This window comes from Microcystis ichthyoblabe FBCC-A1114, assembly GCF_050500245.1.
Lineage (GTDB): Bacteria > Cyanobacteriota > Cyanobacteriia > Cyanobacteriales > Microcystaceae > Microcystis > Microcystis ichthyoblabe_A.
The window spans coordinates 680,690-697,864 of the sequence record NZ_CP191408.1; the positions used below are offsets into that span (position 1 = coordinate 680,690).

General features: G+C 42.0%; 14 protein-coding genes. 12 read left to right on the plus strand and 2 right to left on the minus strand.

All coding sequences use genetic code 11. The annotated features are described in order from the left end of the window. Nucleotides 1-86 precede the first annotated feature (86 nt). A complete protein-coding gene (locus tag ACQY1Y_RS03165; RefSeq protein ID WP_130758501.1) occupies nucleotides 87-362 on the plus strand; it encodes a MoaD/ThiS family protein in 276 nt (91 codons plus the stop codon). A 389-nt stretch (nucleotides 363-751) separates the two neighbouring features. Here ACQY1Y_RS03165 and ACQY1Y_RS03170 read toward each other — a convergent pair whose 3' ends face one another. Continuing rightward, entirely contained in the window at nucleotides 752-1,219 is a 468-nt protein-coding gene (locus ACQY1Y_RS03170) for a DUF29 domain-containing protein (protein WP_016514586.1), read from the minus strand. Between the two features lie 210 nt (nucleotides 1,220-1,429). On the opposite strand from ACQY1Y_RS03170, the gene ACQY1Y_RS03175 reads away from it, so the two are divergent. The 9 genes from ACQY1Y_RS03175 (at nucleotide 1,430) to ACQY1Y_RS03215 (ending at nucleotide 12,466) form a co-directional block, all read left to right on the plus strand. Beyond that, complete coding sequence (locus ACQY1Y_RS03175) at nucleotides 1,430-4,192, plus strand: class I SAM-dependent DNA methyltransferase (RefSeq protein WP_430013962.1); 2,763 nt, start codon at nucleotides 1,430-1,432, stop codon at nucleotides 4,190-4,192. Nucleotides 4,193-4,382: 190 nt separating this feature from the next. After that, a complete protein-coding gene (locus ACQY1Y_RS03180) occupies nucleotides 4,383-5,546 on the plus strand; it encodes a pyridoxal phosphate-dependent aminotransferase (RefSeq protein WP_430013963.1) in 1,164 nt (387 codons plus the stop codon). Between the two features lie 305 nt (nucleotides 5,547-5,851). After that, a complete protein-coding gene (locus ACQY1Y_RS03185; protein ID WP_016514798.1) occupies nucleotides 5,852-6,889 on the plus strand; it encodes a fatty acid desaturase in 1,038 nt (345 codons plus the stop codon). Nucleotides 6,890-7,438: 549 nt separating this feature from the next. Beyond that, entirely contained in the window at nucleotides 7,439-7,642 is a 204-nt protein-coding gene (locus tag ACQY1Y_RS03190; protein WP_103111630.1) for a type II toxin-antitoxin system HicB family antitoxin, read from the plus strand. Nucleotides 7,643-7,695: 53 nt separating this feature from the next. Further along, nucleotides 7,696-7,923, plus strand: coding sequence for a hypothetical protein (locus tag ACQY1Y_RS03195; RefSeq protein ID WP_430013964.1), 228 nt, complete (start codon nucleotides 7,696-7,698; stop codon nucleotides 7,921-7,923). Further along, complete coding sequence (locus tag ACQY1Y_RS03200) at nucleotides 7,920-8,195, plus strand: hypothetical protein (protein ID WP_002738270.1); 276 nt, start codon at nucleotides 7,920-7,922, stop codon at nucleotides 8,193-8,195. The genes ACQY1Y_RS03195 and ACQY1Y_RS03200 overlap by 4 nt, the downstream gene beginning before the upstream one ends. A 232-nt stretch (nucleotides 8,196-8,427) precedes the next feature. Then, entirely contained in the window at nucleotides 8,428-10,410 is a 1,983-nt protein-coding gene (locus ACQY1Y_RS03205; protein ID WP_430013965.1) for an N-6 DNA methylase, read from the plus strand. Next, nucleotides 10,404-12,044 carry a restriction endonuclease subunit S gene (locus tag ACQY1Y_RS03210; RefSeq protein WP_430013966.1) on the plus strand — a complete coding sequence of 547 codons (1,641 nt, stop codon included), beginning with the start codon at nucleotides 10,404-10,406 and terminating at the stop codon, nucleotides 12,042-12,044. Before ACQY1Y_RS03205 ends, ACQY1Y_RS03210 begins: the two co-directional genes overlap by 7 nt. Continuing rightward, entirely contained in the window at nucleotides 12,044-12,466 is a 423-nt protein-coding gene (locus ACQY1Y_RS03215) for a type II toxin-antitoxin system VapC family toxin (RefSeq protein ID WP_002736269.1), read from the plus strand. The genes ACQY1Y_RS03210 and ACQY1Y_RS03215 overlap by 1 nt, the downstream gene beginning before the upstream one ends. A gap of 408 nt (nucleotides 12,467-12,874) precedes the next feature. Here ACQY1Y_RS03215 and dusB read toward each other — a convergent pair whose 3' ends face one another. Then, nucleotides 12,875-13,882, minus strand: coding sequence for a tRNA dihydrouridine synthase DusB (gene dusB, locus ACQY1Y_RS03220; RefSeq protein WP_185240191.1), 1,008 nt, complete (start codon nucleotides 13,880-13,882; stop codon nucleotides 12,875-12,877). A 199-nt stretch (nucleotides 13,883-14,081) separates the two neighbouring features. Here dusB and ACQY1Y_RS03225 point away from each other — a divergent pair, with 199 nt between their 5' ends. After that, nucleotides 14,082-15,656: a glucose-6-phosphate isomerase gene (locus ACQY1Y_RS03225; protein ID WP_430013967.1), complete on the plus strand. Its 1,575-nt coding sequence runs from the start codon at nucleotides 14,082-14,084 to the stop codon at nucleotides 15,654-15,656. Nucleotides 15,657-15,954: 298 nt separating this feature from the next. Beyond that, the gene (locus ACQY1Y_RS03230; RefSeq protein WP_002752366.1) at nucleotides 15,955-17,169 is read left to right on the plus strand and encodes an ABC transporter permease; all 1,215 of its coding nucleotides are present in this window, start codon (nucleotides 15,955-15,957) and stop codon (nucleotides 17,167-17,169) included. The last annotated feature ends 6 nt before the right edge of the window (nucleotides 17,170-17,175 follow it).

The following is a 17,175-nucleotide window of genomic DNA, read 5'->3' on the forward strand; positions in this document are numbered from 1 at the left end:
GGGGCAATTATCCTCTTGCCTCATCTCCACAAGCAATTTAAATTCGCGCGCAGCTTACTGTCCTTTCCACTTTTTCCTTGATATCTATGGCTGTAAAAGTTCTCATTCCTACTCCCCTGCAAAAATTTACAGAAAATAAGGCTACCATCGAGTGTAGTGCTAGTAGTGTCGGTGATTTAATCGAATCCTTAGAAGCAAGTTTCCCCGGTATTAAGGCCCGCTTATGCGATGAAGAGGGCGCACCCCGGCGCTTTTTAAATTTCTACGTCAACAGTGAAGATATTCGCTTCCTCAATGGGACAAAAACCCCCTTAAAAGATGGCGATGAAGTCAGTATCGTTCCTGCGGTGGCTGGAGGTTAACCTCCCCATAAGTTTGTTTTCCGTCAATTGTAATTAAACCCCTAGAAAGTGATGTTTTCTGGGGGCTTTTGTTCAGGTAAGTTTTAGTTAGGGTTTGCTGAATAAATTTGAAATGTAGGCAAAGTAAAGGTTTTGGGGCTTTTCTCGCTCCCACAGGTGCAAGATTTTGAGAGAATCGTCGTTCAAAACCTTGCGTCTTCATCGGTCCGCGTCCTGTAGGGGCGAAGCATTCGGACAATAACCTATCGGTGAAAAGGTAGATTTTCTATCCGAATGCTTCGCCCCTACTTATTCAGCAAACCCTAGTTAGGGTTGCCAGAAAAACCTAATCTTTGTGTCCTTTGTGCCTTTGTGGTTGTTCATATTATTATAAGCTGAGACACATTTGGTCAATTGCCATAGAAGTTCTCATCTAAGATTTGCTCTGGCAAGAAAGGACAAATTTGAGGATAATCATTTTCTGGGGGAATCCGAACACCAAATTGAGCAAGTTTCCCTTCCTTAATTGCCACTTGACGAGCATCTGGATAAGCTTCCTCGATAGCAGTTTCTAGATAGGATTTCAGGGAAGGAGTATCGCGTAAGTTTTTCTCAATTCGCTGGCGATGCTCAATAATAGAACAATACCAGCTATCTTTCATGGATGGCGGTGCGTCGTGCTGTACTTTTAATTTGAGCAAGTGAGCCAAAAGAATCATCAAATTACTTTCTAAAGTTCTTTTTTCCGATTTTCCCAACTCGGTTAACTCCTCAATTAAGTTATCAGTATCCAGTGCGGCAAATTCCCGCTTCTGTAGGTGGCTAATTGTTGTTGCGAGCCATACTTGAAAATCTTGTTCGTAGAGAGTTTTGGACATAGCGATAAGTTGTTCCTTCGAGTCAATAACTAGATTGGTAACTAAGCGGCTACAATTCTCAAGGCGTTACTAATTTCTAGCTTCCCTTGTAGTTTACCAAAAAATCACCTAAAATGGAAACTATCTGTATCCCTTGCTGACTGCATCTGGCTCCCTACACCATTTTCTAGTATCTTTGAGCAAACCCGCGAAAGATAAGGAGTTAAAACTATGCCTTTAAGTTGGAATGAAATAAAAAATCGCGCCATCGCTTTTCAAAAAGAGTGGGAAGGAGAGACTTCAGAAAAAGCAGAATCTCAGTCTTTTTGGAATGATTTTTTTAATGTCTTTGGCATTTCACGGCGTAGGGTAGCTAGTTTTGAGCAACCGATAAAAAAAGCCGATAATAAACAGGGTTTTATTGATTTGTTATGGAAAGGAACGATTTTAGTTGAGCATAAATCGAAGGGAAAAGATTTAGAAAAAGCCACACAACAGGCTAAGGATTATTTTCCCAATTTAAAGGAACATGAGTTACCGCGTTATATTTTAGTCTCGGATTTTCAACGGTTTAAATTATATGATTTAGATTCGGGCAATCAATGGGAATTTGAATTAAGTAATTTTGTTGATAACGTTCATTTATTTGATTTTATTGCTGGTTACGAAAAGCGAGTTTATAAAGACGAAGACCCCGTTAATCTTCAAGCTGCCGAGTTAATGGGAAAACTTCATGATTGCCTCAAAGAAATTGGTTATATGGGGCATAATTTAGAAGTTTATCTAGTGCGTTTATTATTTTGTTTATTTGCCGATGATACGGGTATTTTTAATAAGGGGATTTTCTGGGAATATATCGATCTACATACCAAAGAAGATGGTAGTGATTTGGCGATGCACATTGATGCTATTTTTCAGGTTTTGAATACACCAGAAGAAAAAAGATTAAAAAATCTCGATGAAAATTTAACTCAATTTCCCTACATAAATGGCAAGTTATTTGAGGAGTCATTACCCCTAGCGGCTTTTGATAGCAAGATGCGAGTCATGTTATTAGAAGCTTGTGCTTTTGATTGGGGAAAAATTTCCCCTGCTATTTTTGGCTCTATGTTTCAAGCGGTAATGAATCCAAAAGAACGACGCAATTTAGGGGCGCATTATACCTCCGAGAAGAACATTCAAAAGGTGATTAAACCGTTATTTTTAGATGATTTACACAGAGAATTTGAGAAGATTAAAGGCAATCGCAATAAATTACTAGAATTTCAGAAAAAGATTGCTAATTTATATTTTCTTGATCCTGCCTGTGGTTGCGGCAATTTTTTAATTATTACCTATCGAGAGTTACGCGATTTAGAGATTTTGGTGTTACAAGAGTTAGATAAATTAGATAAAACGGGGCAGTTAGTAACAGATATTAGTACCATTATTCAGGTAGATGTCAATCAGTTTGCTGGTATTGAATACGATGAGTTTGCGGTGAGGGTGGCTGAGGTGGCAATGTGGTTAATTGATCATCAGATGAATATTAAAGTTAGTAATACTTTTGGTCAGTATTTTGTGCGTTTACCATTAAAGAAATCGGCAAAGATTGTTAATGGAAATGCCTTACGGATTGATTGGGAAGAACTTATATCAAAAGAGAAGCTCAATTTTATTTTAGGAAATCCTCCTTTTGTGGGGAAACAGTTACAAAATGCCGACCAAAAGGCTGACATGAATCATGTTTTAGGCGAAGTTAAAGGAGCAGGTGTTTTAGATTATGTGACGGCATGGTATATTAAAGCGTCTGAATTTATTCAAAATAGTTTAATTCGTTGCGCTTTAGTTAGTACAAATTCTATTTCTCAGGGTGAACAAGTTGGTGTTCTTTGGCAAGAGCTTTATCAAAAATATAAAATAAAAATTCATTTTGCCCATCGAACTTTTAGCTGGAGCAATGAAGCAAAAGGAAACGCCGCAGTTCATTGTGTTATTATTGGCTTTGGAAGTTTTAATATAACAACTAAAATCCTATTTGATTATGAAGATATTCAAGGTGAATCATTAGTTGTTCAGTCGAATAATATTAATCCTTATTTGGTTGATGGAAGTGACATCATTATTAATAACCGAAGTTTTCCCTTATCTAATGTTCCATTAATGCGTTTTGGTAGTATGCCAAGAGATGGTGGTAATTTTATTTTTACAGAACCAGAAAAAGAAGAATTTTTTAAATTAGAGCCGAAGGCAGAAAAATGGATTAAACCTTATACAGGAGCGCAAGAATTTATTAATGGTTATAGTCGCTACTGTCTATGGTTAGTTGATATTTCTCCCAGGGAATTAAAGACATTACCAGAAGTCATCAAAAGAGTAGATAGGGTTAAAAATTTTAGATTAAAAAGTAAAGCTGCTGCTACTCGTAAATTTGCGGCGACACCTACTCTATTCTGTCAAATAGCACAACCCGACACGAATTATTTACTTGTTCCCCGTGTCTCATCTGAAAGAAGAAAATATATTCCGATAGGTTTTATGAATAAAAATGTGATTGGTAATGATCAAGTTTTATTAATTCCTAATGCCAATCTATATTTATTTGGTATTCTTACTTCAGAAATGCACATGGCATGGGTTAAATATGTCTGTGGCAGATTAAAAAGCGATTATCGTTATTCAAAAGATATTGTTTATAATAACTACCCCTTTCCAGAAAATATCACCGACAAACAAAAACAAACCGTCGAAACTTGCGCTCAAGCTGTGCTGGATACTAGGGTAAAATATCCCGATAGTAGCCTTGCGGATTTATACGACCCTTTAACCATGCCTCCCCACTTGCTCAAAGCTCACCAAAAACTTGACAAAGCTGTTGATTTGTGTTATCGTCCCCAACCCTTTACCAGTGAATTAAACCGTATTGAATACCTCTTTGAACTCTACGAAAAATTAACCGCTCCCCTACTCCCTACCAGCAAACAAAAACCCCCGAAAAGAAAAAATCCTCAATAACGAAGGCAAAAGGCAAAAAGCAGCTTTGTTCTCCCCATCACCCCATCACCCCACACCCCATCACCCCACACCCATCCCTAAGCGCCGCAATTCCGGAGATTATATAAAAAAACACCCAGAACAATCGGGGTGATGGACAATACTAAAGGTTGTGTAGGTCATCAGAAAAGCCCTTTCAGGGTAAAATACTATGAAACTAGCGTCACGAGTCAATCAAGTCACCCCCTCCCTTACCCTAGCTATCGACTCTCTGGCCAAGGAAATGAAGAAAAACGGCGAAGATGTCTGTAGTTTTAGCGCCGGGGAGCCAGATTTCGACACACCCACTCACATCAGAGCTGCCGCGAAAAAGGCCCTCGATGAGGGAAAAACTCGCTACGGACCGGCTGCCGGGGAAGCGGGGTTAAGAAAAGCCATCGCCGAGAAATTGCTGCGGGATAATCAACTAGCATACAATGCCGATAATGTCATCGTTACCAATGGGGGTAAACAGTCTCTCTATAATCTAATCATGGCGTTAATTGAAGCGGGGGACGAAGTGATTATTCCCGCACCCTACTGGTTGAGTTATCCTGAAATGGTGACGTTAGCGGGAGGAACATCGGTTATAGTCAACACTAGCCTAGAGAATCAGTATAAAATCACCCCCGAACAGCTAGAAGCGGCAATTACACCGAAAACTAAATTATTTGTTCTCAATTCTCCCTCTAATCCCACCGGTATTGTCTATACTCCCGAAGAAATCGCAGCTTTAGCAAAAATTGTGGTTGAAAAGGATATTTTAGTGGTTTCTGACGAAATCTACGAGAAAATCCTCTACGATGGCGCAATTCACCGCAGTATCGCTTCTTTTGGTCCGGAAATCTTTCAGCGCAGTATTATTAGTAATGGTTTTGCTAAAGCTTTCTCGATGACGGGGTGGCGCGTCGGTTACATAGCAGGACCGGTGGAAATTGTCAAGGCTATGACTAAGATCCAAGGTCATAGTACCTCTAATGTCTGCACTTTTGCCCAGTACGGTGCGATCGCTGCTTTAGAGAGTCCCCAAGATTGCATCGAGGAAATGGTCAAAGCTTTTAGCGAGCGCCGACAGTATATTTTAGAACGAGTGCGAGCAATCCCCGGACTCAATTGTCCTACTCCCAACGGTGCTTTTTATGTGTTTATCGATATTAGTCAAACTGGTTTAAAATCCCGGGATTTTTGTCAGAAACTCCTAGAAACCCAAAAAGTAGCCGCTATCCCCGGTATTGCTTTCGGTGCTGATGATTGTATTCGTCTTTCCTATGCTACAGACCTAAAGACGATTGAAAAAGGATTCGATCGCATTGATCAGTTCATCGGCAGTTTGTAGGATGATTACTTTATCTGTTAGGGTGAATTTTGTTCGCCCTTTTTTTGGGTTTTAACGGACTTGAACTATAAAACAGGGAATGTACTTCCTAACGACCCTTCTGGGGACTTTCCCTAGGGGCTTTTGTTAAGTTACATTAAGCCCTACAATAAAATTCCAGTGAGTTAGACGAAATTCGCTCGATCGCTTGGTTTTATCTGCTCCTAGCTGAGATAGAGAAAAGATAGCGCACCGAGAAACAGAAAACTTGAGCTACTCAAGCCTTCGTCAATACTGCCCTGTTATCCATCTTAAGTTATAACCTAGTGTCCCAAACCCTACCTAAACCTGCCCTAAAAAGAGAATTTTTGCCATTTACCCTACAGGATATCCGTCTAGCTATCCCGGCCCGTTGCTTCCAATCAAGCGTTTTTCGCTCTTTAGCCTACTTTTTTTTTGATATTGGCATCATTACCCTGCTTTACTGGATAACTTACCAGATTAATCAAGCATGGTTCTTCCCCCTTTTTTGGTTTATGCAGGGAACCATGTTTTGGGCCTTATTTGTCGTCGGTCACGATTGCGGTCACGGTTCCTTTTCCCGTTATCGTTGGTTAAATAACTTAATCGGTCATCTCAGTCATACTCCTATTCTCGTACCTTTCCACGGTTGGCGCATCAGTCATCGCACCCATCACGCTAATACTGGCAATATCGACACCGATGAAAGTTGGTATCCCGTCACGGAAACCCAGTATAACAATATGGCTTGGTACGAAAAATTAGCTCGTTTTCAGCTAATTTTATTTGTTTATCCCCTCTATCTTTTCCGTCGTTCTCCTAATAAACAGGGGTCCCATTTTATGCCCGAAAGCCCCCTCTTTCGCCCCTCGGAACGGTGGCAGGTACTGACTAGCACCGTTTGCTGTACCTTTATGTTAGGTCTATTAATCGGGGTGGGTATCAGCTACGGCTTTTGGTTTCTGTTTAACTACTACATCATGCCCTATATCGTCTTTGTGGTTTGGTTGGACCTAGTGACATTCCTACACCACACTGAAGATGATATTCCCTGGTATCGCGGTCAAGATTGGTACTTTCTCAAAGGAGCGCTTTCTACCATCGATCGCGATTATGGCATCTTTAATCCCATCCATCACCAAATTGGTACCCACGTCGCCCATCATATTTTTATCACTATTCCCCACTATCATCTCCAAGAAGCAACCGAGGCTATCCGTCCCGTCTTAGGAGACTATTATCGCGTCTCGAAAGAACCGATTTTCAGATCTCTCTGGCGGTCCTACCGCAATTGTCATTTTGTCAGTGACCAAGGCAGTAAGATTTTTTACCGCAAAAACTAATCCTGTCTTAGCTATCAAGAGGAAACGGCAGCAAAATCTGCCTCCTCCTCTCACACCGAGAATAGTTGCCAAAACTAGCGGTAAAGTCTTTGTCTTTATTTGATTCATTGGCAAGGAATTAAGCTGATGCAGTGAAATTGAACGACTTACAAAGGGAATGACATTGGCAGAATTGGCCAAGAATCAAACAAATATCCAAGCGGTTCTCTAGGATTTGATCATTTTGCTTTTCAACAGCTACTGGCAAGAGGATAGGCGTTGTCAGATGTAAAGATGAATCAAGCAAAAGTGTAGGGAACTGGAACATCCTTAAACTTAAGGTCATGAATTAGAAGCTTAAGGGAATTTTCTAATTTGCCGGCTCTCCCAGGTTTGGTGGGTAAAATGTATTCTAAGATACATTCCTCAAGAGCGAGGGGGTGGAACGAACCACAAAGACACAAAGGACACAAAGATCGATCAATCATATTGTAAGTTAAACTTATCACACAGAACCTAGAAGAGTCCATCTGTTATCATCTTGGGTAGTTCTCTAAGGATTTAGTCCCTATAAAATGGCGAGTTATACTTGAACCCGATCCCGATACAAACGAATGGGCAATTTGGTGTCCGGAACTGCCCGGATGCACATCTGCCGGTATTACACAAGAGGAAGCTCTCAACAATATACAGGAGGCGATCGAGCTTTATTTACAACCTGATGCTATCGACCTTCTACCCGGAGCAGTAATCCGTGAGGTTATGGTGGGATGACTCGACTCGGGAGGTGGTAAAATAGTCCGATGCCTGTAAAACATTAACAAAATATGACTACTCTGTTGCAAAAAGCATTCACAGAAATCCAGAAACTGCCAGAGTCTCTTCAGGATGAACTTGCTCAACAATTGCTGGAAGACATTGAAAGTGAATTAAAATGGCAGCAAAGCCTTTCTAGCGAAGATCTGGAATTGGGAGCTTTAATAACAATGGCACAGGAAGCCCTGATAGAAGAACAAGAGGGGAGAACAGAAGATAAAGGTTTTGGAGAAGAATGAAGTCAGCCAGAACCAAGAGGTTTCGTCAACTTTTTCTCAGTTTGCCGCAAAGGGTACAAGAAACAGCCAAGAAAAATTACGAGATTTGGAAAGAAAATCCATTTCACCCCAGCCTAGAGTTCAAAGAGGTGAAACCAAGAGAAAAAATCTGGTCAGTCAGAGTCGGCATTGGATGGCGAGCATTAGGGATTAAGAAGTCAGATGAAGAAAAGATAGTTTGGTTCTGGGTTGGGTCGCACTCCGAGTATGACAAGATTATAGGTAAGAATTAGGAGCGATCTAACCAATCACTGCACCCGACCGAGAGTTAGACTAATAATATTATTCAAGGTTCATGATAGCGGGTCAGTGCGATCGCCGATCAACTTGGTCTGGGTTGACGGCCAACGGTTGACCCGCTATCAGTTCTTCCAGCCTGTAAATTTAAAATAAGCAGTTGGTCATAGCAGATCATTTACCGGTAAAACATTAAGGAAGGTAAATTTTCTTTGTGGGGGGAGGGCAATGTCCAAGCTTTTGCCAACACTTCCAGATGGCAAGGTCTGTGATTTCATAGACCAGAAAACCCGTAATGATACGCCCGAAGAATATGTTCGCCAGAACATCGAGCGTCGATTGGTGCTGGAATTGGGCTATTTGCCAGAGCAGATTGAGGTTGAATATCCGATTAAGCAGGGTAGTAAGACTGTTCGAGTGGATCTGGCTATTTTCCGTGGGGGGGATCAACACAATCAGGAAAATATTTGGATCGTTATTGAGTGTAAAAAGGACTCGATATCGCCATCTGCTAGTAAAGACGGGATTGAGCAGCTTCGATCTTATATGGCGGCTTGTGATAACTCTGAGTGGGGGATGTGGACAAATGGTAGGAAAAAGACCGTCTTGCGTCGAATTAGGACAGAGGAAGGCATTGAGTATGAAGAGCCTAATGATATTCCTTCTAAGAATGGTAATGTTGAGGAAGTTGATCGCCCAACTCGTGAGTCACTAAAGAATGCAGTTGGTGATAATTTACTGTTTTCTTTTAAGATTTGCCACGATCATATTTATGTAACGGATGGGCTACAAAAACAACCTGCTTTTTTTGAGCTTTTAAAGGTTATTTTTTGCAAGATTCATGATGAGCGTAATTTTCCTAATCCTTTAGAATTTTATGCAACAGCGAAAGAGAAAAAGAGTAATGATGGTCGGTTAACTGTTTTTAATCGCATTAGCAAGATTTTTAGCGCAGTTAAAAAGCAATACCCTGCTATTTTTGATGCTAATGATGAAATTAAACTTCAACCTCGTTCTTTAGCTTATATTATCGGTGAGCTTCAACGCTATAGCTTTCTGAGTACAAATATTGATGTTAAAGGGAAAGCCTATGAAGAACTGGTTGGCGCAAATTTAAGGGGCGATCGTGGTGAATTTTTCACACCTCGAAATGTGCAAAAAATGACTATTCTTATGCTGGAGCCGAAAGTCACTGATAAGATTCTCGATCAATCCTGTGGGACGGGTGGCTTTTTGGTAATTGCGATGAATGAGGTAATCAAAAAGTTAAAACTACAAGCAGGAGTAACTGAGCAGTCAGATCCTTGGATGCGAAATGCACTCAATTCTAAAATTCAAGAAACAGCTAAAATTAATTTCTTTGGAATTGATATTAATCCAGATTTAGTCAAAGCGACCAAGATGAATATGGTGATGAACAATGACGGCTCTGGAAATATTCTTAGACAAGATTCTCTGTTACATCCTCATCAATGGGAAGATAGTTTTCGGAAACAATTTGCCACGGCTTTAGCTATCGATCCAAAAACTTTACGCAGTGAGAAAGATCTGGGTCATTTTGATGTAATTGCAACCAATCCCCCCTTTGGTTCAAAGTTACCAATTAAGGATGAAGAAACTTTAAAGCAATATCAGCTTGCCCATGTTTGGAAAGAAACTGAGTCTGGTTGGGAACCGACAGAACAACTTCAGGGTTCTGCATCACCTGAGATCTTGTTTATTGAACGATGCTGGCAATTTTTGAAACCAGGGGGACGGATGGGAATCGTTTTACCTGATGCAATTTTGGGCGCTCCTGGATTGATTTATGTGCGGTATTGGTTAATTAAGCATTGCCGAATTGTTGCTTCGATTGACCTACATCCTGATACTTTTCAGCCTCACAATGGGACGCAAACTTCGGTTTTGATTCTTCAGAAAAAGACTGAAAAGGAAATCGTTCAAGGAACAATGTCTGATTATGAAATCTTTATGGCACAGGTGAAGGCGATCGGACATGACAAACGGGGTAACATCACCTACAGACGTAATGAGGAAGGGGAAGAGATACTGGTTCCAACTAATCCAGAGTCAATCCCTTTGATCGAGCGAACGGCAACGGGTGAAGGTGTGGCTAGACCGCTACCTCGTCAAAAGGTTGAGGATGATGATACGGATTTGGTAGCTAATGAGTTTATTGAGTGGAAGAAAAAGGTGGTACTAGGATGGTAACTTACGCTTTTAAATCTGATTACACGCCAGAGATACCTGATGATGAGTCGGAGAAACTATCGACGACGATCAAACTCAGTGAAGTCCTGGCTGCTGGTGTGCGTCTAGAGGCTTCTGCTTTTAGCATTGAGGCTCATAATGCAGTTACAGCTTTGACAAATAGTGGTTTACCTCTCATCCCACTTTATGGCAAGGAAGGTCTTTGTCAGGAAGCTCATAATGCTTTTCGCTTCAAGCGAATTTATGTAGATGCTGAACATGGCATTCCTTTTCTTTCCAGTTCTGACATTATTAGTTTGCGTCCAAGAATAGAAAATTATTTGAGTCGTAAATATACACAAAATCTATCTAAACTCTTAATTCAAAAGTGGGACATACTAATTTCTTCTTATGGAACTGTAGGTAATATCAGTCTAGCCACTGAAATATTTGCAGGTAAAGCCCTCTCAGAAAATGCTATTCGCCTCAGAGCTAATGATCCTGATACAGCAGGTTATATAGCTGTGTTTTTGCGTAGTCGCTATGGTCGCCCTCAGTTAACTCAAACATCTTGTGGTTCAGTTGTTAGTTATATAAAACCAGAACATCTTGGAAAAGTTTTAATCCCTGATTTACAACCAATTCGCCGGATTGAAATTGGTCGCTTGATGTGCCAAGCTGGAGAATTGCGTGATGAAGCAAATCATTTGTTAGATGAAGCCGATCGCCTTCTCCATGAACGTTTAAATCTACCCTATCTCAAAGATATTGCTCTGCGTGGTAGTGCGTCTTTTACGACTACGATCAAAGCTTCTCAACTCATGGGACGCTTAGAAGCAAGTTTTCACAATCCCGAAGCGATCGCTGCTGAAAAACAACTAGCGAAATTACCTGTTGAGATTACTAAAATTGGCGATCAGCGAGTTACTAAAGAAGTTAGAGCAATTACAAAGTTTAGAGAACGCACTTATGTTGACAAAGGTGGTATTCCTATGCTTAGTAGTAAACAACTTTTTCAAGTCGATCCAATCGATGTTAAACGACTTGCCAAGGGCGCACATACCAAAGATTTACCTGAAATTCAACTAGAAGAAAACATGATCGCTGTTACTCGTTCTGGCACGATTGGGAAAGTACAGATTATTCCTAAATACATGGCAGCATGGACAGCTAGTGAAGATGCAACTCGGATTCTAGCATCTGATGATATTAATGCAGGTTATCTTTATGCTTGGTTAGCCTCAGATTATGGCTACTGTCTCATGACTCGATGTTCCTATGGTTCGGTAATTCTTGAAGTTGATAAAGAAATGTTTTCTTCTGTCCATATTCCATTACCTGAACCAGCTATTAGAAATGAAATTGGCGATCTAGTTCTCAAAGCTAACCAACTACGCGATCAAGCTTGGCGCAGTGAACAAGAAGCGATCTCGAAATTAGAAAAACTGATTTCTTCTAAATCAAATACACCTATGAATAATCAAACACCTATCGAAAGCTTCTCTTTCGCAAATATTAAATTTGACTATAATGCAGAACCAATCTGGGAATTAGCCGCCCGACTTTCTGCCAAAATCCCCAATGAAGAATGGGCAAAACTACCAAAAGACTTAGCCCAAAACTTTGACCATTATCAACAGCAACAGGATAGTTAGTGAGAGTCGTTTTCGCCGATACAGGTTATTGGGTTGCCCTTCTTAACCCCAGTGATAATTTGCATAAAAAAGCTGTTCAGCTATCAAAAACATTGCATCCCGTCTATATCGTTACCAGTGAAGCCGTCCTCATCGAAGTCTTAAACGACTTTTCTAAACGTGGTGAGTATTTCCGTGACTTAGCCATAGAGCTAACTCAAAATTTGCGTTCTAACCCCAATGTTCGTATTGTTCCCCAAACCAGTGAGCAATTTGAACAAGGATTAAGACTATATCAACAGCGTAAAGACAAAGCATGGAGTCATACAGATTGCGTATCTTTCAAAATAATGGAAGAAAATGAAATCAGAGAAGCACTCGCTTATGACAAACATTTTGCCCAAGCAGGATTCACCGCTCTGATGCGGAATTGTCGGGTATGAGTTCGGAAGTAACGCCCGATTTTAGCAGAGAGTTTCGCCTTAAAAATCCCAACTTAGTAGATTTAGAAAAATGAGATGCAGCCTTCGTTTAACTGAATATATCGGATATAATCAAAGACAGGTCATTGAACGTTAAAGAAATACCGTGAACATCAGCCTAGATCTACCTTCAGAGCTAGAGAATGAGTTATCTACAAAATCCTCCTAAAACAGGGCTGGAGCTAGTTGCTTATTGGGAAAGCGTTGGGTTTATTGGCTCCCGACCTGATATTATCGATAGTTAGGAGCAGTCAAGCAAATTGCGCCATGAAGCTGAAACCCGTGAGCAGGCTTAGGTAGTAAATGTACCTTGTCGATGATGCTGACGAACCAGCACAGGTTCGTCGAGTTCTACAGCTTATAGCACCGTTATCTGTAAATATTCTCGTTTTCAAGGTTTAATTGGGCGATAGCTCCATCAATTAAATCACAGCCCTCCCCCAAGGATTCGATGCGCGAAAACCGATCGCGCCAAACCGCCGCACCGGTAAAATCCTGACAATACCAAGCCAGATGTTTCCGCGCTTGCCAGATACCGCGTTGTCCCTTGTATAGCCATAGCCCCTGTAAATGCTCTTTAGCTAGGCTTAACAGGTCAATAGAGGTGGGTTTCGGCAACTTTTTGCCTGTTTTGAGGTAATAATCGATTTCCCCCACTAAATAGGGATAACCGAGGGTTCCCCGCGAACACATCACCCCATCGGCCCGAGTAAATTCCAAACAATTAATCGCCGCTTCCACAGAAACAATATCACCATTAGCGATGACAGGAATCGATAAAACCTCCTTCACCCGTTTAATCCATTGCCAATCGGCCGGCCCGTGATAACCCTGTTCCCTAGTGCGTGCGTGCAGGGTCAACATTTGCGCTCCCGCATCTTCTAAACGACGGGCAAAATCGATAATATTAATCTCTTGGGCGTTCCATCCCAAGCGAGTTTTCACCGTTACCGGCACCGATACCGCTCCCACCACTTCCCTAACAATTTGCTCGGCAATTTCTGGCTGTCGTAAAAGCGAAGAACCGCCGCCTTTTTTAGTAATTTTATTAACAGGACAACCCATATTAATATCGATGGTCATCGCTCCTTCTTTAACCGCTTTTTCCGCCGCTACAGCCATAAAATCGGGACGGCAATCAAATAACTGCATACTAATTGGTTGTTCTTTGTCCCCGATAACCATCAATTGCGGTAACTCTTGCAGCTGGGAGATTTCTGTCGCATTGACCATCTCGGTATAGAGCATGGAATCGGGAGCAAAGCGTCTCACCAAGCGCCGAAAAACTAAATCGGTGACACCGGATAAAGGTGATTGCAAGACGCGGCTATGCACTTCTAAGTTACCGATTTTGAGAGGGGATGAGTAGATAGCCATAGGACCGGTTAAAAAATCAACAGCCAACACCAGCAAACCGAACAATTAGGGGACAGTTCAGTCACTGTTAGTATTTTGCCAACCCCTAATATATGCTTAACCGTCAACTTCTAGCCTAAAACTACCTGTATGATGATTGGAGAGGATAGAATCCTATCTCCCCTAAACGAGTAATTAAACAAAAATTTCGCTTTTTTTTATGGATAATCTGCAACTCTGGCAACGTTACCAAGATTGGTTATACTATCACCCTAACCTAGAACTTTATCTCGATGTCAGTCGGATTCCCTTCGATGAGGCTTTTCTCAAAGGTCTAGAAGCAAAATTTGAGCGTGCTTTCCAAGATATGACAGCTTTAGAACAGGGTGCGATCGCCAATCCCGACGAACAGCGTATGGTCGGCCACTACTGGCTGCGCGCTCCTGAACTCGCTCCTAACCAGGAATTGCGGGACGAAATCACCGAACCCCTAGCACAGATCAAAGAATTTGTCAAGAAAATTCACTCCGGAGCGATTAAGCCGCCCAATCGGGGAAAATTTAGCCATATTCTCTGTGTAGGCATCGGGGGGTCTGCTTTGGGTCCCCAATTCGTTGCCGAGGCTCTATCCCCCCTTAATCCCCCCTTAGAGATTGCTTTTATTGATAATACCGACCCTAAAGGCATCGATCGCACCTTAGCCCATTTACCCCTAGCTACCACCCTGGTTATCGTCACCAGTAAATCCGGCGGCACTCCCGAAGCGAGAAACGGAATGTTAGAAGTCCGCAACGCTTACGAAAAACAAGATTTAGACTTTCCCCAACACGCGGTCGCCGTCACTATGCCTGGTAGCCAACTGGACAAATACGCCCAAGATTGGCTAACTCGTTTCCCCATGCAGGATTGGGTCGGTGGTCGTACATCCGAACTATCCGCCGTCGGTCTTCTCCCGGCCGCTTTGCAGGGTATCGACATCGATGAAATGTTAGCCGGGGCCAAAGAAATGGACATCGCCACCCGCGTCCACAACCTGAAAAAAAATCCTAGCGCCCTACTGGCTCTAGCTTGGTATCATGAGGGCAACGGCAAGGGAGAGAAAGATATGGTGATTCTGCCCTACAAAGACAGTCTCTATCTCTTTAGCCGCTATCTGCAACAATTGGTCATGGAGTCCCTCGGTAAAGAAAAAGACCTCGATGGCAATAAGGTGTACCAAGGCATCGCCGTCTATGGTAACAAAGGTTCTACGGACCAACACGCCTACGTCCAACAATTACGCGAAGGGATTCCCAATTTCTTCGCCACTTTTATTGAAGTGTTAAAAGACCGACAAGGAGACTCCATGGAAGTGGAAACCGGCTCCACTGCTGGCGATTTCCTCTCAGGATTACTGCAAGGTACTCGACAAGCTTTATACGAAAATAGTCGTCACTCTATCACTATCACTATCCCAGAGGTTACTCCCCGTCAGGTAGGAGCTTTAATTGCCCTCTACGAACGGGCCGTTAGTTTCTATGCTAGTTTAGTTAACATTAACGCCTACCATCAACCCGGGGTAGAAGCAGGGAAAAAAGCCGCCGCTTCTATTCTGGATTTACAAAGAAAAATCGTGCAAGTTGTTCGGGAAACGGGAACTTCTCTTGACCTAGCCACTCTAGCGGCCAAAATCGGGGCTAGTGACCAAGTTGAAGCTATCTATAAAATTGTCCGTCATCTCAACGCTAATCGGCGCAGTTTAACTATTACCGGCGATTTAAGTAAACCAGAAACGATCCAAATTTCCGCACGCTAATCAGTTATCAGTTATCAGTTATCAGTTATCAGTTATCAGTTATCAGTTATCAGATGTAAGTTTTAAGTTAATTAGTTATTTAGTTATCAGATGTAAGTGAATTAGTTAATTAGTTATTTATTTATAGCGTTTCCTAAGCTAGTGAAGTACACTTGTTTTTCTTCCCTTTTGCCTCTTGCCTTTTGCCTAAAACCCATAACTTTTGTACCTCAGCAGACTGAAAAACGCTATATCTTCATCTTTATCCCTGTTTACTGTTTACTGTTTACTGTTTACTGATTACTGAATATAACTAACCATGGAAATGCTCGAAAACCTGAAAATGGCTTTTTCCGCTTTGATGGCCAATAAACTGCGTAGTGGTCTAACCATGCTGGGAATTGCTATCGGTAACGCCTCCGTCATTGCCCTAGTGGGAGTGGGTGAAGGAGCGCAAAAAGTCGCCCTAGAGCAGTTTGAAGCCCTCGGTCCGAATGTTTTATTTGTTTCCACCTCCTCGCGCAATGTCCGGCGGACAATTCCTAATCCCCGGCCGCTCACCTACGAAGATGCTCAAGCGATCGCATCTCAAGTTCCCGCCATTGCCGCCATTTCTCCCGAATTCAGCGGGAAAACAATCTTATCCTTCGGTAATAGAACCAGTAATAGCCCCCTAGTCGGGGTGGGAGCCGATTACCTAAACGTGCGTAACCGTCAACTATCTAAAGGTAGATTTATTATGGAATCTGACCTGAAACGGGATAATCGCGTGATTGTCTTGGGATCGGAATTAGCTAAAAATTTCTTTGGTAATCGCAATCCCGTCGGCGAAAATCTTCGCATCGGCAATCTTAGTTTTCAAGTCATTGGAGTTTTACAGGCGAAAGGCTCCTTATTTGAGGCTAATCAGGATGATCGAGCTTTAATTCCCCTAACTACCATGTCTAATCGGGTTCAAGGCCGCAGCTCTATCTTTGGCATTCCCCTAACTCATATTTCTGTCTTGGCCAAAAACTCCAGCCAAATTAAAGCCGCCCAGTTTCAGATTAGCAACCTGCTGCAAATGCGTCATCAGGTCAGCGACGAGAATTATGTGCAGATTTTCCCCCAAACCGCAATCCTAGAAATGGCCAAAGAAACTAACGATAGTTTAACTAGAATGTTAGCCTCGATCGCTAGTATTTCCCTTTTTGTCGGGGGAATCGGTGTCATGAATATTATGCTCGTGTCAGTCACGGAGAGAACCCAAGAAATCGGGTTAAGAAAGGCTTTAGGAGCGAAAGAAGGGGATATAAAAGGTCAATTCCTCATTGAATCGGTGATTTTAGCTACCACTGGCGGAATTATCGGCATTTTTGTCGGCATTCAAGGAATGTATCTAGCGGGAATTTTTGCCGCTTTAACCACCAGTGTCTCAATCCCCGCCATAATTCTCGCTTTAGGAGTTTCCAGTGCCATCGGTCTGATTTTCGGTGTTGTTCCCGCTCATCGTGCCGCTAAATTAGAGCCAATCGTTGCTTTGAGAAGATTATAGCTGGAC

What these genes read in the sequence shown, in the direction of transcription:
- ACQY1Y_RS03165 (WP_130758501.1), top strand. Translation starts at nt 87, where the DNA reads ATGGCTGTAAAAGTTCTCATTCCTACTCCCCTGCAAAAATTTACAGAA.
- ACQY1Y_RS03170 (WP_016514586.1), bottom strand. Translation starts at nt 1,219, where the DNA reads ATGTCCAAAACTCTCTACGAACAAGATTTTCAAGTATGGCTCGCAACA.
- ACQY1Y_RS03175 (WP_430013962.1), top strand. Translation starts at nt 1,430, where the DNA reads ATGCCTTTAAGTTGGAATGAAATAAAAAATCGCGCCATCGCTTTTCAA.
- ACQY1Y_RS03180 (WP_430013963.1), top strand. Translation starts at nt 4,383, where the DNA reads ATGAAACTAGCGTCACGAGTCAATCAAGTCACCCCCTCCCTTACCCTA.
- ACQY1Y_RS03195 (WP_430013964.1), top strand. Translation starts at nt 7,696, where the DNA reads ATGACTACTCTGTTGCAAAAAGCATTCACAGAAATCCAGAAACTGCCA.
- ACQY1Y_RS03200 (WP_002738270.1), top strand. Translation starts at nt 7,920, where the DNA reads ATGAAGTCAGCCAGAACCAAGAGGTTTCGTCAACTTTTTCTCAGTTTG.
- ACQY1Y_RS03205 (WP_430013965.1), top strand. Translation starts at nt 8,428, where the DNA reads ATGTCCAAGCTTTTGCCAACACTTCCAGATGGCAAGGTCTGTGATTTC.
- ACQY1Y_RS03210 (WP_430013966.1), top strand. Translation starts at nt 10,404, where the DNA reads ATGGTAACTTACGCTTTTAAATCTGATTACACGCCAGAGATACCTGAT.
- dusB (WP_185240191.1), bottom strand. Translation starts at nt 13,882, where the DNA reads ATGGCTATCTACTCATCCCCTCTCAAAATCGGTAACTTAGAAGTGCAT.
- ACQY1Y_RS03225 (WP_430013967.1), top strand. Translation starts at nt 14,082, where the DNA reads ATGGATAATCTGCAACTCTGGCAACGTTACCAAGATTGGTTATACTAT.
- ACQY1Y_RS03230 (WP_002752366.1), top strand. Translation starts at nt 15,955, where the DNA reads ATGGAAATGCTCGAAAACCTGAAAATGGCTTTTTCCGCTTTGATGGCC.